11 protein-coding genes and 1 riboswitch are annotated in these 13,094 nt (G+C 73.4%); of the genes, 3 read left to right on the forward strand and 8 right to left on the reverse strand.

The window, feature by feature from the left end; all coding sequences use genetic code 11:
• The first annotated feature begins 58 nt into the window (after positions 1-58).
• A riboswitch (glycine riboswitch) is annotated at positions 59-162 on the forward strand.
• Positions 163-400: 238 nt separating this feature from the next.
• Entirely contained in the window at positions 401-3,301 is a 2,901-nt protein-coding gene (gene gcvP / locus ABZW03_RS01920; RefSeq protein ID WP_355250640.1) for an aminomethyl-transferring glycine dehydrogenase, read from the forward strand.
• A 184-nt stretch (positions 3,302-3,485) separates the two neighbouring features.
• Here gcvP and ABZW03_RS01925 read toward each other — a convergent pair whose 3' ends face one another.
• Together ABZW03_RS01925 and ABZW03_RS01930 are read right to left on the reverse strand one after the other, a co-directional pair.
• Complete coding sequence (locus tag ABZW03_RS01925) at positions 3,486-3,677, reverse strand: DUF5999 family protein (RefSeq protein ID WP_188300053.1); 192 nt, start codon at positions 3,675-3,677, stop codon at positions 3,486-3,488.
• A 434-nt stretch (positions 3,678-4,111) separates the two neighbouring features.
• Positions 4,112-4,684, reverse strand: a complete 573-nt coding sequence (locus ABZW03_RS01930) for a hypothetical protein (RefSeq protein WP_355250644.1) — start codon at positions 4,682-4,684, stop codon at positions 4,112-4,114.
• A gap of 374 nt (positions 4,685-5,058) precedes the next feature.
• Between ABZW03_RS01930 and ABZW03_RS01935 the strand changes: the two genes are divergently transcribed.
• Positions 5,059-6,564, forward strand: a complete 1,506-nt coding sequence (locus ABZW03_RS01935; RefSeq protein WP_355250647.1) for a glutamate--cysteine ligase — start codon at positions 5,059-5,061, stop codon at positions 6,562-6,564.
• Between the two features lie 95 nt (positions 6,565-6,659).
• The gene (locus ABZW03_RS01940) at positions 6,660-7,448 is read left to right on the forward strand and encodes a CPBP family intramembrane glutamic endopeptidase (RefSeq protein WP_355250650.1); all 789 of its coding nucleotides are present in this window, start codon (positions 6,660-6,662) and stop codon (positions 7,446-7,448) included.
• Here the strand turns inward: ABZW03_RS01940 and ABZW03_RS01945 are convergent.
• The 6 genes from ABZW03_RS01945 to ABZW03_RS01970 form a co-directional block, all read right to left on the reverse strand.
• Positions 7,426-7,953 carry an HAD domain-containing protein gene (locus ABZW03_RS01945; RefSeq protein WP_355250653.1) on the reverse strand — a complete coding sequence of 176 codons (528 nt, stop codon included), beginning with the start codon at positions 7,951-7,953 and terminating at the stop codon, positions 7,426-7,428. The genes ABZW03_RS01940 and ABZW03_RS01945 overlap by 23 nt on opposite strands.
• A 100-nt stretch (positions 7,954-8,053) precedes the next feature.
• On the reverse strand, positions 8,054-9,316 hold the full coding sequence (locus ABZW03_RS01950) for an MFS transporter (protein WP_355250655.1): 1,263 nt from the start codon (positions 9,314-9,316) through the stop codon (positions 8,054-8,056).
• 94 nt (positions 9,317-9,410) lie between these two features.
• Positions 9,411-10,112 (reverse strand): alpha/beta fold hydrolase, encoded by a 702-nt coding sequence (locus tag ABZW03_RS01955; RefSeq protein ID WP_355250658.1) that lies wholly within the window; start codon positions 10,110-10,112, stop codon positions 9,411-9,413.
• 82 nt (positions 10,113-10,194) lie between these two features.
• Entirely contained in the window at positions 10,195-11,607 is a 1,413-nt protein-coding gene (locus ABZW03_RS01960; RefSeq protein WP_355250661.1) for a sugar porter family MFS transporter, read from the reverse strand.
• Between the two features lie 117 nt (positions 11,608-11,724).
• Positions 11,725-12,384 (reverse strand): FMN-binding negative transcriptional regulator, encoded by a 660-nt coding sequence (locus ABZW03_RS01965; RefSeq protein WP_355250664.1) that lies wholly within the window; start codon positions 12,382-12,384, stop codon positions 11,725-11,727.
• A gap of 14 nt (positions 12,385-12,398) precedes the next feature.
• Positions 12,399-13,070: a pyridoxamine 5'-phosphate oxidase family protein gene (locus ABZW03_RS01970; RefSeq protein ID WP_355250667.1), complete on the reverse strand. Its 672-nt coding sequence runs from the start codon at positions 13,068-13,070 to the stop codon at positions 12,399-12,401.
• Between the last annotated feature and the right edge of the window lie 24 nt (positions 13,071-13,094).

The raw sequence follows: 13,094 nt of genomic DNA on the forward strand, positions 1-13,094 counted from the left end.
GTGACCTGACGCACCCGTGATCGGAGGGCCTCCCGCTGGTACCCTGGGCGACGACCGCAGAGCCCGCTCGGGAGAGTCTCCGACCACGAAAACCGCTGGTCGGGGCGCCGAAGGAGCAACTCCTCCCCGGAATCTCTCAGGCATCCGTACCGTGTGGGGTAGGTCACTCTGGAAAGCAGGGCAGGAGTGTCGGCATGGGAGCCGACGGCCACCACCCTCACCGACGGTGCAAGCCGGCGGAGCGCCCGCAGCGCCCCGTGCGGGTGAAGCTCTCAGGTCCCGATGACAGAGGGGGAGGCCTGTCGGGTCCGCCCGCCCAGGCTCGTCCGCTGCGTGCAGCGGCGAAGGCCGGTCGGCGTGCGTACCCCCGCCGGTCCGTGACCAGGAGGCCTCGACCACCATGAACGCCCAGCCGAACGCGGGACGCCCCACCGGCGCCTCGACCCTCACCGAGCTTGAGCTGGCCAGCCCCTTCGAGAACCGCCACATCGGCCCCGACGCCGCCGCGCAGGAGAAGATGCTGGCGTCCGTCGGCTACGGCTCGCTGGACGAGCTCGCCGCCACCGCGGTGCCCGAGGCGATCCGTTCCATCACCGCCCTGGACCTGCCCGCGGGCCGGACCGAGGCCCAGGTCCTCGCCGAGCTGCGCGAGCTGGCCGGCCGCAACCAGGTGCTCCAGCCGATGATCGGCCTGGGCTACTACGGCACCTTCACCCCGCCGGTGATCCTGCGCAACGTCATGGAGAACCCGGCCTGGTACACCGCCTACACCCCGTACCAGCCGGAGATCTCGCAGGGCCGCCTGGAGGCGCTGCTCAACTTCCAGACCCTGGTCTCCGACCTGACCGGCCTGCCGACCTCCGGCTCCTCGCTGCTGGACGAGGGCACCGCGGCCGCCGAGGCGATGGCGCTGGCCCGCCGCGTCACCAAGGTCAAGGGCGGCGTCTTCCTGGTCGACGCCGAGACCCTGCCGCAGACCGTCGCGGTGATCAACACCCGCGCCGTGCCGACCGGCGTCGAGGTCGTCGTCGCCGACCTGTCCGAGGGCATCCCGGCCGAGATCGCCGAGCGCGGCGTCTTCGGCGTGCTGCTCCAGTACCCGGGTGCCACCGGTGTGGTCCGCGACCTCGCCCCGGTGATCGAGCAGGCGCACGGCCTGGGCGCGATCGTCGCCGTCGCCGCCGACCTGCTCGCGCTGACCCTGCTCAAGTCCCCGGGCTCGCTGGGCGCCGACATCGCCTGCGGCACCTCGCAGCGCTTCGGCGTGCCGATGGGCTTCGGCGGCCCGCACGCCGGCTACCTGTCGGTGCGCGCCGAGTACGCCCGCTCGCTGCCCGGCCGTCTGGTCGGCGTCTCCGTCGACGCCGACGGCAACCGCGCCTACCGCCTGGCGCTGCAGACCCGCGAGCAGCACATCCGCCGCGAGAAGGCCACCAGCAACATCTGCACCGCCCAGGTGCTGCTCGCCGTGATGGCCTCGATGTACGCCGTCTACCACGGCCCGGACGGCCTGGCCGACATCGCCCGGCGCACCCACCGCTACGCCGCCGCCCTCGCCGAGGGCCTGCGGGCCGGCGGCGTCGAGCTGCTGCACGGCGAGTTCTTCGACACCGTCACCGCCGTCGTCCCGGGCCGCGCCGCCGAGATCGCCGCCGCCGCCCGCGCCAACGGCATCAACGTCCACCAGGACGGCGCGGACCGGATCTCCGTCTCCACCGACGAGACCACCACCCGCGAGCACCTGGCCGGCGTCTGGGCCGCGTTCGGCGTCCCGGCCGTCGAGGTCGCCGAGGCCGCCGACGCGCTGCCCGCCGCGCTGCTGCGCGAGGACGAGTACCTGACCCACCCGGTCTTCCACAGCCACCGCTCGGAGACCGCCATGCTGCGCTACCTGCGCCGCCTGTCGGACCGGGACTACGCGCTGGACCGCGGCATGATCCCGCTGGGCTCCTGCACCATGAAGCTCAACGCGACCACCGAGATGGAGGCGGTGACCTGGCCGGAGTTCGGCCAGCTGCACCCCTTCGCGCCGATCGACCAGGCCCAGGGCTTCCTGACCCTGATCCGCCAGCTGGAGCAGCAGCTGGTCGAGGTGACCGGCTACGACGCGGTGTCGATCCAGCCGAACGCGGGCTCGCAGGGCGAGCTGGCCGGTCTGCTGGCCGTGCGCGCCTACCACCACGCCAACGGCGACACCCAGCGCGACGTCTGCCTGATCCCGTCCTCGGCGCACGGCACCAACGCGGCCTCGGCCGTGATGGCCGGCATGCGCGTGGTCGTGGTGAAGACCCTGGTCGACGGCGACGTGGACGTCGAGGACCTGAAGGCCAAGATCGAGCAGAACCGCGACAAGCTCGCCGTGCTGATGGTCACCTACCCGTCCACCCACGGCGTGTACGAGACCCAGATCACCGACATCTGCGCTCTGGTGCACGAGGCCGGCGGCCAGGTCTACGTGGACGGCGCCAACCTGAACGCCCTGGTCGGCCTCGCCAAGCCGGGCAAGTTCGGCGCGGACGTCTCGCACCTGAACCTGCACAAGACCTTCTGCATCCCGCACGGCGGCGGCGGCCCGGGCGTCGGCCCGGTCGCGGTGCGCGCCCACCTGGCGCCGTACCTGCCGAACCACCCGCTGCAGGCCGAGGCCGGCCCGGCCACCGGCGTCGGCCCGATCTCGGCCGCGCCGTGGGGCTCGGCGGCCATCCTGCCGATCTCCTGGGCGTACGTCCGGCTGATGGGCGGCGAGGGCCTCAAGCACGCGACCCAGGTCGCGGTGCTGAACGCCAACTACATCGCCAAGCGCCTGGCGCCGCACTTCCCGGTGCTCTACACCGGCCCGGGCGGTCTGGTCGCGCACGAGTGCATCATCGACCTGCGCCCGCTGACCAAGGAGACGGGCGTGACGGTGGACGACATCGCCAAGCGCCTGATCGACTACGGCTTCCACGCGCCGACGATGTCCTTCCCGGTGGCCGGCACGCTGATGATCGAGCCGACCGAGTCCGAGGACCTGCACGAGATCGACCGCTTCTGCGACGCGATGATCGAGATCAAGGGCGAGATCGACAAGGTCGGCTCGGGCGCGTGGGCGGCCGACGACAACCCGCTGCGCAGCGCCCCGCACACCGCCGCCGCGCTGGCCGGCGACTGGGCGCACGGCTACTCGCGGCAGGAGGCGGTCTTCCCGGCGGGCGTGAACCCGGCGGACAAGTACTGGCCGCCGGTGAGCCGGATCGACGGCGCGTACGGCGACCGCAACCTGGTCTGCTCCTGCCCGCCGCTGGACGAGTACGGCGTCTGACCGGACCGGACCCCGGCGGTCCGGACCGGACGGCAGGGCCCCGGCGGAGTTTCCGCCGGGGCCCTGCCCCTTGTGCCGACACGGTCGGCGGCTGCCCCCGCCGTGCGGTCGGGCTGGGTGGTCGGACTGGGGGGCGGGCCGGGTGGTCGGACCGAGTGGCCGGGCAGGGTGGTCCGACGGGTGGTCAGGCCGCGTGGGCGACGGGGCGGCGCGGGGCGATCACCCGGCCGTCGGGCAGCAGTTCCCCGGTGTCCTCGAACAGGACGACGCCGTTGCAGAGCAGGCTCCAGCCCTGCTCCGGGTGGCGGGCCACCGACGCGGCCGCCTCGCGGTCCTCGGACTCGGCCGACGGGCACTCAGGACGGTGCTGGCACATACGCGTACCCTCGCTTCGCTCTGCGATCCTCCCCGTGGTGCGGTCGCCGGAGGTCGTGCCGTCCGGAACCGCCGCGGTGGTCGGATCCTGTCCGCACGCCGGCCAGGTGTGGACCGGCGCTCAAGTGGGTAGGACAGGTGGTCCTTCCACGCTGGTTCCCAGTGTCGGCATCCTGGGACGCGCGCGCAGGGATTTCGTGACATGCGCCACAACTCCCGGGCAGAGATCACCCGTTCAGGTGGGGCCGACGGGAGAAGACGCACCGGTGGGTCAGTCGGGGCATGGCCCGATGGGGCCATGCGGGATGGCCCGATCGGATGCTCGCCGTTCGGATGAGGGCCCTCGGGGCGGAGCGGAGTGGGACGGGCGCGCGGGGCGCGGACGGGGACCGCCGGACGGGTGGTGGGCCCGGCGGCCCCGGGGTGGTCGTCGGGTCAGGAGGAGCCGAGCAGCAGCGGCCTGGCGCGCGGGGTGCGGACGAGCAGCGGCAGCAGTTCGGCGGCCGGGCGGGCGCGGTGCGCGGTGACGCCGAGCGGGGCCGGGGCCAGCGGGATCAGCAGGTCGGCGGCCGGACCGGTGTCCGGACTGTGCAGCCAGAGCGCCGTGGCGTACTGGCCGGGGAAGGTCAGCAGTCGGGGCTGCCGGGGGGTCCGGGAGCTCTGGGCGAGCTGCCAGGCCTCGCGCAGCGCCCGGACCGTCGAGTCGAGGTAGGGGCCGGCGGTGAAGTGGGAGAAGCTGTGGCCCTCGGTGCTCTGCACCACCTCGGCGGCGGCGGTGACCTCGGTGCCGTCCTTGATCAGGAAGCGCCAGCCGGTCCGGCGGGCGGCCGGCAGCTCCGGGCGCGGGCCGGTCAGGACGTACACCGCGAGCGGGTGGGCGGGGAGCAGTGGACCGGTCGGGTGGCGCAGTGCCGCGGCGGCGGGCTGGCGCAGCGCGGTCTCCGAGTCGAGCGCGCCCAGGACCGCGCGCAGGGCGCTCGGTGGGGGCTGAGGGGTCTGCAGGGTCATGGCGGGTCCGCCTCTCCAAGCGAGATCGGCGTGCGAGTGCGGCATACCGGCGTGGCGGGCGACGCGTCCTCGATGACGGGGCCCGGCCGTGTCCGGTTGTGCAGGATCGCGGTGCCGGCACGGTCGCCGCCGTCGACGAGGGCTTCGGGGCGAGGCGGACCGGCCGGAGCGCTGTAAATTCGAACAGGTGCGCTGGGTGATCTGTTTATCACAGGCGGTGGCGCCGAGCAAGTCCACAGTTCGCCTGATTTTCCGTCAGATGCCTTGCATTGCAAGCCAGTTCGCGCGTTCGGGTATCGATCTTCGAGGCGGGCATATTGCTTGCACGGTCGGTCGACCGGGTGCTCGACGGGGTGGCTCTGGAGGAGGGGACCGTGGGCGAGAAGGTCGTGGCGACTCGGGCGGAACTGGCGGACCGGCAGCTGTACCGGCGCAAGCTCCACGCCTGTCTCGAAGCGCTCGGACGGATGCTCCGGGAGGAGCGCTTCGACCGGCCGCGGGCGGTGGTGGGCCTGGAGATCGAGCTCAACCTGGCCGACGAGCAGGGCCTGCCGGCCATGAACAACGCGCAGGTGCTGAGCGAGATCGGCTCCAGCGACTTCCAGACCGAGCTGGGCCGGTTCAACATCGAGGTCAACATCGCGCCGCACCGGCTCGGCGGGCACGTCTTCGAGGACCTGCGCGAGGAGATCGACACGGCGCTGCGCTACGCCGACCGGCGGGCGGCCGAGGCGGGCGCCCGGATCGTCATGGTGGGCATCCTGCCGACCCTGGAGCACGCCCACACCGGGCTGGACGCGATGAGCCACAACCAGCGGTACAGCCTGCTCAGCGACCAGATCCTGGCCGCCCGCGGGGAGGACATCACGCTGGACATCGAGGGGGTCGAGCGCCTCCAACTGGAGTCGATCACCATGGTGGCCGAGGCCGCCGCCACCTCGCTCCAGCTGCACCTCCAGGTGACCCCGGAGCGGTTCTCCTCGGTGTGGAACGCGGCCCAGGCGATCTGCGGGCCGCAGCTGGCGCTCGGCGCCAACTCGCCGTTCCTGTTCGGACGGGAGCTGTGGCGGGAGACCCGTCCGGTGCTCTTCCAGCAGGCCTGCGACACCCGCACGGCGGAGCTCAAGGCGCAGGGCGTGCGCCCGATCACCTGGTTCGGCGAGCGCTGGGTGGACTCGGCGTACGACCTGTTCGAGGAGAACCTGCGGTACTTCCCCGCGCTGCTGCCGATCTGCGACGACGAGGACCCGCTGAAGGTGCTGGCCTCCGGCGGCGCGCCCCGGCTCGCCGAGATGCGGCTGCACAACGGCACCATCTACCGCTGGAACCGCCCGGTGTACGACGTCGCGGGCGGGGTGGCGCACCTGCGGGTGGAGAACCGGGCGCTGCCGGCCGGGCCGACGGTGGCCGACACGCTGGCCAACGCCGCCTTCTACTACGGGCTGGTGCGGGTGCTCGCCGAGCAGCCCCGGCCGATCTGGACCCGGCTGCCGTTCGAGCGGGCGGACGCGAACTTCCAGCAGGGCGCCCGGTACGGCATCGACGCGGTGTTCCAGTGGCCGCGCGCCGGCCGGGCCGGACGCGGCGGCGGGCTGCAGACCGTGTCCGCCGTCGACCTGGTGCTGAACGAGCTGCTGCCGATGGCCTACCAGGGGCTCGACGAGTGGGGCGTGGAGCCCGCCGACCGGGACCGCTACCTGGGCATCATCGAGCAGCGCTGCCTGCGCCGCACCAACGGCGCGTCCTGGCAGACCGCGACCTTCCACCGGCTGCGCGAGAAGTACGGGATGGACCGGCCGGCCGCGCTCGCGGCGATGACCAGGCGCTACGCCGAGCACATGCGCGGCGGCGAGCCGGTGCACACCTGGCCGGTGGGCTGAGACCTCGCCGCCGGGGCGGTCCGGCGGCTGTGTCAGGATGATCGCTCCGGCGGTCGGCCGACGGCCGGAGCGACCGCCCGTCCGCTGGAGCCCCCGTGACCACCGTCCCGAACGCGCCGGAGACCGCGAAGCCCACCCGTCGGCTGCTCGGTGCGGAACTGCTGATCGTCCTCGGCCTCTCCCTGGGGGCCAGCGGGATCAGCGCGTTGATCAGCTTCGCCGGCTCGCTCACCGAACCGCTCAAGCTCGGCCAGCAGGTCGCCACGCTGAACGGCTCGCGGGCGCCCGGGCGGCCCTGGCTGGACCTGGTGTGGCAGCTGTACTACATCGGGCGCGGGCTGATGCCGGTGGTGCTGGTCGGCTACCTGCTGGTGCGCGAGGGCGCCGTCCTGCGGGTGCTGGGCTTCGACCTCGGGCAGAAGCTGCGGGACCTCGGGCGGGGCGCCGCCGTGGCGGCCGCGATCGGCGGGTCGGGGCTGGTGCTCTACCTGGTCTCGCAGGCGGCCGGGTACAACCTGACGGTGGCGCCGTCCGGGCTGCCGGACGTCTGGTGGCGGGTGCCGGTGCTGGTGCTGTCGGCCTGGCAGAACGCCGTCCTGGAGGAGGTCGTCGTCCTCGGCTACCTGCTGCGCCGGGCGGGGCAGTTGGGGTGGTCCTGGCCGGCGTCGGTGGCGGCGAGTTCGGTGCTGCGCGGCTCGTACCACCTCTACCAGGGCGTCGGCGGGATGGTCGGCAACATGGTGATGGGCGTGGTGTTCTGCCTGCTGTACCGGCGCTGGGGGCGGGTGATGCCGCTGGTGGCGGCGCACGCGCTGATCGACACGGTGGCCTTCGTCGGGTACGCGCTGCTGGCCGGGCACGTCAGCTGGCTGCCGACGCCCTGAGCGACTCGGCCCGGCCGCGCGGCGGACGGGCGAGCAGCCGGTCGACGTGCCGGCGCTCCAGGCCCTGGCCGGGGTCGACGGGCAGCAGCAGGCGGTCCCGGCGCCACCGGGAGCGGCGGACCAGCCGGGGCGGGATGACGTCGTCCACCCAGGCGAACGGCCGGCCCGCGGCGTAGCGCAGCAGCGGGGCCCACTTGGCGGCGGAGAACAGGTCCATCAGCGGGACGCGCGGGTCGCCGGGCTGCGGGACGTAGCCGCTGAAGGTGACCACCGGGAGCGGGTCCAGGCCGATCGCCGGGGCGATGTGGGTGTTGGCATCGTGTTCCCAGGTGGTGGCCCAGACAATGTCGTAGGTTGCGGCGAGCTCGCGCAGCCAGGTGCCGTGCCGGGCGGACAGCAGGACGGTGTAGCCGAACATCGTGTGGGTGTCGAACCCGGCGTCCGGGTGCGGGCAGACCGGGTTCAGGACGCCGTCGACGTCCAGGAACAGCAGGGGCTTCGGCACCGGTGGCCCTTCGGATGCGGTGGTGTCTCCTGACCGTTCGGACGCCCCGCGCGCACCTCCGGTTGCCTGTGGACGGGCGCACGCAGGGCGCACAGGGGGCTCACGGGGCGGGCGCGGGCTCGCCGACGCGCACCGGTGCGTCCGCCGTGCTCCGGCGGCTCAGCCGGCGGACCTGCGGGTCCAGCAGGACGACCGCGCTGAGCACCAGGCAGATGGCGGCGCACGCCCAGAGCGCGCCGGACAGGCCGAGCGCCACGGCGGCGGGGCCGGCCAGCGCGGTGCCGACCGGGGCCAGCGAGTAGGAGCCGAGCTCGTCGTACGCGCTGACCCGGGAGAACATCTCCTCGGGTATCTCCTGCTGGAGCGCGACCATCCAGTTGACGCCGAAGACGGTGACGCCGACGCCGGACAGGAACATCGCGACGACCAGCAGCGGCAGCGGCACCTCGGCGGCGAGGGCGAGGGCGGGCACGCCGAACAGGAAGACCCCCCAGTTGCCGACCAGCAGGATCCGGCGGGGCCGCCAGCGCGTCATCAGCAGGCCGGTGGCCACCAGGCCGACGCCGTAGGCCGACATCGCCAGGCCCCAGGAGCCCGCGCCGCCGAGCCGCTCCTTGGCGGCGGTCGGCCCGTACACCGACTCGACCGCGTTGATGCAGGCGACCAGCACGGAGAACTGGAGCACGATCACCCAGAGCCAGCGGCGCGAGGCGAACTCCCGCCAGCCCTCGCGCAGGTCGCGCAGCATGCCGCCGCCGGAGGGCGCGGGGGCCTTCTCCGGCTCCAGGAAGAAGCGGAGGGCGGCGGCGACCAGGAAGCACAGGGCGTCCAGGGCGAGCACCCAGCCGGGGCCGACGGCGGCGGTGAGCGCGCCGCCGAGCGCGGCGCCGCCGATCTGGGAGGCGTTGAGGCCCATCCGGAAGACCGCGAAGGCGCGGGCGGCGTGCTCCTGCGGGACGGCCTGCATGATCATGCCGCCGGAGGCGGGGGAGTAGAGGGCGTAGCCGGCCCCGCCGGCCGCGGAGAGCGCCAGCATCTGCCAGAGCCGGACGTCCCCGGTCAGGACGAGGGCGGCCAGGACGGCCTGGGAGGCCCCGCTGAAGACGTTGGCGGCGACCATGATCAGGTGGCGCGGCAGCCGGTCGGCGAGGGTGCCGCCCACGATCATCAGCAGCACGGTGGGCACCAGCCGGGCCGCGGTGACGTAGCCGACCTCGGTGGTGGTGCCGCCGGTGCCGAGCACGGCGAAGGCGGTGGCGATGGGGGCGCCGGCGTTGCCGAGGCCGCTGACCACGGTGGCGGCGGTCTGGATGCGGAAGTTGCGGCTCGCCCAGGCGAAGCGGCGCGGGGGTGGGGTCGGCACCCGGAGACTATGCCGTGGGGCCGTACGGGTGTCCATCCGATTTTCCCACCGGGGCGCTCGGAGGGTGGGGTTTCAGCCGAGGCGGCCCCGGGGGTCAGCCGAGGTGGCCCCAGAGGAAGGTGAGGGTCCGGCGCCAGGCGATCCTGGCCTGCAGCGGGTCGTAGGTGCCGAGCAGGTTCTCGTCGTTCATGAAGGCGTGCCCGGCCGGGTAGAAGTGGATCTCCGGGCGGACGTCGGTGGCCTCGCCGATCCGGATCGCCGCCTCGTCCACCGCGGCCATCGGGATCGAGCCGTCCAACTCGCCGAAGTGGCCGAGCACATGGGCGGTCAGGCCGCGGTAGTCGAAGTCCGGGTCGGGCGGCAGGCCGTAGAACGGGACCACGGCGGCCACCTTGTCGCCGGCCCGGGCGGCCAGCAGCAGGGCGAAGCCGCCGCCCATGCAGAAGCCCACCACGCCGACCGCGTCGCCGACCACGCCGTCCAGGGCGAGCAGGTGGTCGACCGCCCCGGCCAGGTCCGTCACCGCCCGGTCGACCGGGAGTTCGCGCTTGAACCGGGCCGCCTCGGCGCCGTCGTGGGTGGTGGCGCCGCCGAACAGGTCGGGGGCGAGGACGGTGAAGCCCTCGGCGGCGAAGCGGTCGGCCATGTCGGCGATGTGCGAGGTGAGCCCCCACCACTCCTGGACCACCACCAGGCCGGGGCCGACGCCCTGCGGCGGGCGGGCCAGGTAGCCGTGCGCGGTGCGGCCGTTGCTCGGGAAGGTGACGTTCTGCCGGGAGCCGCCCTGGTCAGGCATGGCTTCCTCTCGGTGGGTCGGGCCGGGTACGGCGGGAGGAACCGGGTACGCGGGCGGGGCCGGGCACGCGGGAGGGGCCCGATCAGCCCATCTCCTCCAGGGCGCGGCCCTTGGTCTCCCTGATGCAGAAGGCCACGAACGGGATGGAGAGCAGCGCGAAGGCCGCGTAGATGACGTACGTCGCGGAGAGGTTCCAGTCGGCGAGGTCCGGGAAGCTGACGGTGATCGCCCAGTTGGCGATCCACTGCGCCGAGGCGGCGACGGACAGCGCCAGCGCGCGGATCCGGTTGGGGAACATCTCGCCGAGCAGCACCCAGACCACCACGCCCCAGGAGAAGGCGAAGCAGAGCACGAAGACGTGCGCGGCGACCAGGGCGACGGTGGCGTGGGTGTCGTCCAGGGTGGCGGTGTCGCCGGTGCCGTGCCGGTAGGAGAACGCCCAGGCGGCGGTGCCCAGCGCGGCCGCCATGCCGATCGAGCCGGCCAGGGCGAGCGGCTTGCGGCCGATCCGGTCCACCAGGGCCATCGCGATCACCGTGCCGATCACGTTGATGATCGAGGTGGAGAGGCTGATGAGCAGCGAGTTGGACTCGTTGATGCCGACCGACTGCCACAGGAACGAGGAGTAGTAGAAGATCACGTTGATGCCGACGAACTGCTGGAACACCGAGGCGCCGATGCCGACCCAGACGATCGGCAGCAGGCCGAAGCGGCCGCCGAGCAGGTCCTTCATCCGGGGCTTGTGGGCGGACTCCAGCACCGCGCGGATCTCCGCCACCCGGGCGTCCAGGTCCACCCCCTCGCCCTCGACCTCGACCAGTACCTTGCGGGCCTGCGCTTCGCGGTGGTCGGCGATCAGGAAGCGCGGCGACTCCGGGATGGCGAGTGCCATCAGCCCGTAGACCAGGGCCGGGATGGCCTCGACGCCGAGCATCCACTGCCAGGCCTGGACGCCGCCGAGGTGGTTGGTGGACTCGCCGCCGGCGGCCTGGTTGAGCGCCCAGTTGGCGAGCTGGGAGACGGTGATGCCGAGCACGATCGCCATCTGCTGGAAGGAGGCGAGCCGGCCGCGGTAGGCGGTCGGGGCGACCTCGGCGATGTAGGTCGGGGCGATCACCGAGGCGATGCCGATCGCGATGCCGCCGACCACGCGCCAGGTGGCCAGGGTCTCGATGTTCGGCGGGAACATCGAGCCGATGCCGCTGGCCGCGAACAGCACGGCGGCCAGCAGCATCGTGCGGACCCGGCCGAAGTGGTCGGCGAGCCGGCCGGCGATCACCGCGCCGGCCGCCGAACCCAGCAGCGCGATCGCCACCACGAAGGCGGTCGTGCCGTGGCCCACCGCGAAGTGCTTCTGGATGCCCGTCACGGCGCCGTTGATCACCGCGCTGTCGTAGCCGAACAGGAAGCCGCCCATGGCGGCGGCCGCCGAGATGAACACCACGTGGCCGAGGTGGGCCTCGCCGCCCGCCCGTTGGCTGTTGACTGAGGACACGCACGCTCCCGGGGGTGGACGGGCCCGCTCTGACGCCGAGTGGGCAGGGCTCGTCTCACATTCGAGCAGCGTCGCGGCCGGGCTGCCCGAGCTGGCGGCCGACCGGGTGATCCGGGGTCAGTCGGAGGCGCGCGTCCCGGCCGTGCGCCGCCCGTGACGGCGGAGCAGCTGGGTCCGGGCGGCGCCGTACTGGTCGCGGCCGCGCCCGCCGCCGTCGGCGCGCTCGGCGAGCCGGTCGGCGAGCGCGTACTGCACCTCGGCGGGCTTCTTGTCGTCGTACTTGAACTTGGCCCGCACCTCGATCACCGTCAGTCGCAGCGCCCGCATCCCGGGCAGCTGCCGGGCCAGCTCGCCCTCGCCGGGCACCACCCGGACCTCCGGCGTCTCGGGCTGGAAGTGCGCCAGCTGACGGTTGAGGATCTCCGCCTTGCCGGCCGCGGACTCCACCACCTCGGCGGTGCAGTGGAAGTGGACCGAGGAGTAGTAGCTGGTGGGCGTGCCCGGCGCGCCGCGCCAGTGGCCCGGGGCGAAGGCGTAGCCGTCGGTGACCGCGAGGGTGACCTGCGGATCGGCCCGGACGGCGGCCAGCAGCGGGTTGGGCGCGCCGAGGTGGAGCAGGATCTCGCCGCGGTCGGCGTCCAGCAGGAAGTGGGTCGGGACGAGCACCGGGCCCTCGCCGGGGCGGCCGTTGGCGGCCAGCAGGCCGAAGTCGCGGCCCTCGGCCAGCCAGGCGCGCCACTCGGCCTCGTCACCGCGGTCCCAGGATCGGATCAGCATGGATGCGCCTCCTGTCAGCGGGGGTAGCGGCGCAGGTGCGCGGGGAGCGGGAGGGTGGTGCCGGGGTGCGGCTCGGGGGTGCCGTGCACGGTGGTGACCGGGATCAGGCCGGACCAGTACGGCAGGTCGACGTCCTCCGGGTCGTCGTCGGCGGCGTCCGCGCGGGTCTTGGCCGAGACCTCGTCCAGCTCCAGCCGGAGGACGGCGGTGGCGGCGAGCTCCTTGGCGTTGGCCGGACGGACCTCGGCGGAGCGGCCCGGGACCGCGTGGTCGACCAGCGCGGCGAGCGCGACGTCCAGCTCCTGCGGGTCGGTGACCTGGTGGGCGGTGCCGTGGGCGACCACCGAGCGGAAGTTCACCGAGTGGTTGAACGCGGACTTGGTCAGCACCAGCGCGTCGACCTGGGTGACGGTGACGCAGACCGGCATGCCCTGCTCGCCGGCGGCGTTGCGCAGCGGGCGGCTGCCGGTGGAGCCGTGGACGTAGAGCCGGCTGCCGACCCGGGCGAAGATCGTCGGCAGGACCACGGGGGCGCCGTCGGCGACGAAGCCGAGGTGGCAGATGTAGGCGCTGTCGAGGATGGCGTGGATCGCCTCCTGCTCCCAGGTGGCCCGGTCCCGGTAGCGGGTGGGGGTCGTCCTGGGGGTCCGGGAGTAGCTGGGCGAACCTTCCGGGCTGGCTGACATGACATCCTCTATGTACTAGTGCAT

The sequence above is a fragment of the Kitasatospora sp. NPDC004799 genome (assembly GCF_040609095.1).
Taxonomy (GTDB): Bacteria; Actinomycetota; Actinomycetes; order Streptomycetales; family Streptomycetaceae; genus Kitasatospora.

Excerpts from the sequence above, each read along its gene's own strand:
- gcvP (WP_355250640.1), top strand. The coding sequence starts at position 401 with ATGAACGCCCAGCCGAACGCGGGACGCCCCACCGGCGCCTCGACCCTC.
- ABZW03_RS01925 (WP_188300053.1), bottom strand. The coding sequence starts at position 3,677 with ATGTGCCAGCACCGTCCTGAGTGCCCGTCGGCCGAGTCCGAGGACCGC.
- ABZW03_RS01930 (WP_355250644.1), bottom strand. The coding sequence starts at position 4,684 with ATGACCCTGCAGACCCCTCAGCCCCCACCGAGCGCCCTGCGCGCGGTC.
- ABZW03_RS01955 (WP_355250658.1), bottom strand. The coding sequence starts at position 10,112 with ATGCCTGACCAGGGCGGCTCCCGGCAGAACGTCACCTTCCCGAGCAAC.
- ABZW03_RS01965 (WP_355250664.1), bottom strand. The coding sequence starts at position 12,384 with ATGCTGATCCGATCCTGGGACCGCGGTGACGAGGCCGAGTGGCGCGCC.
- ABZW03_RS01970 (WP_355250667.1), bottom strand. The coding sequence starts at position 13,070 with ATGTCAGCCAGCCCGGAAGGTTCGCCCAGCTACTCCCGGACCCCCAGG.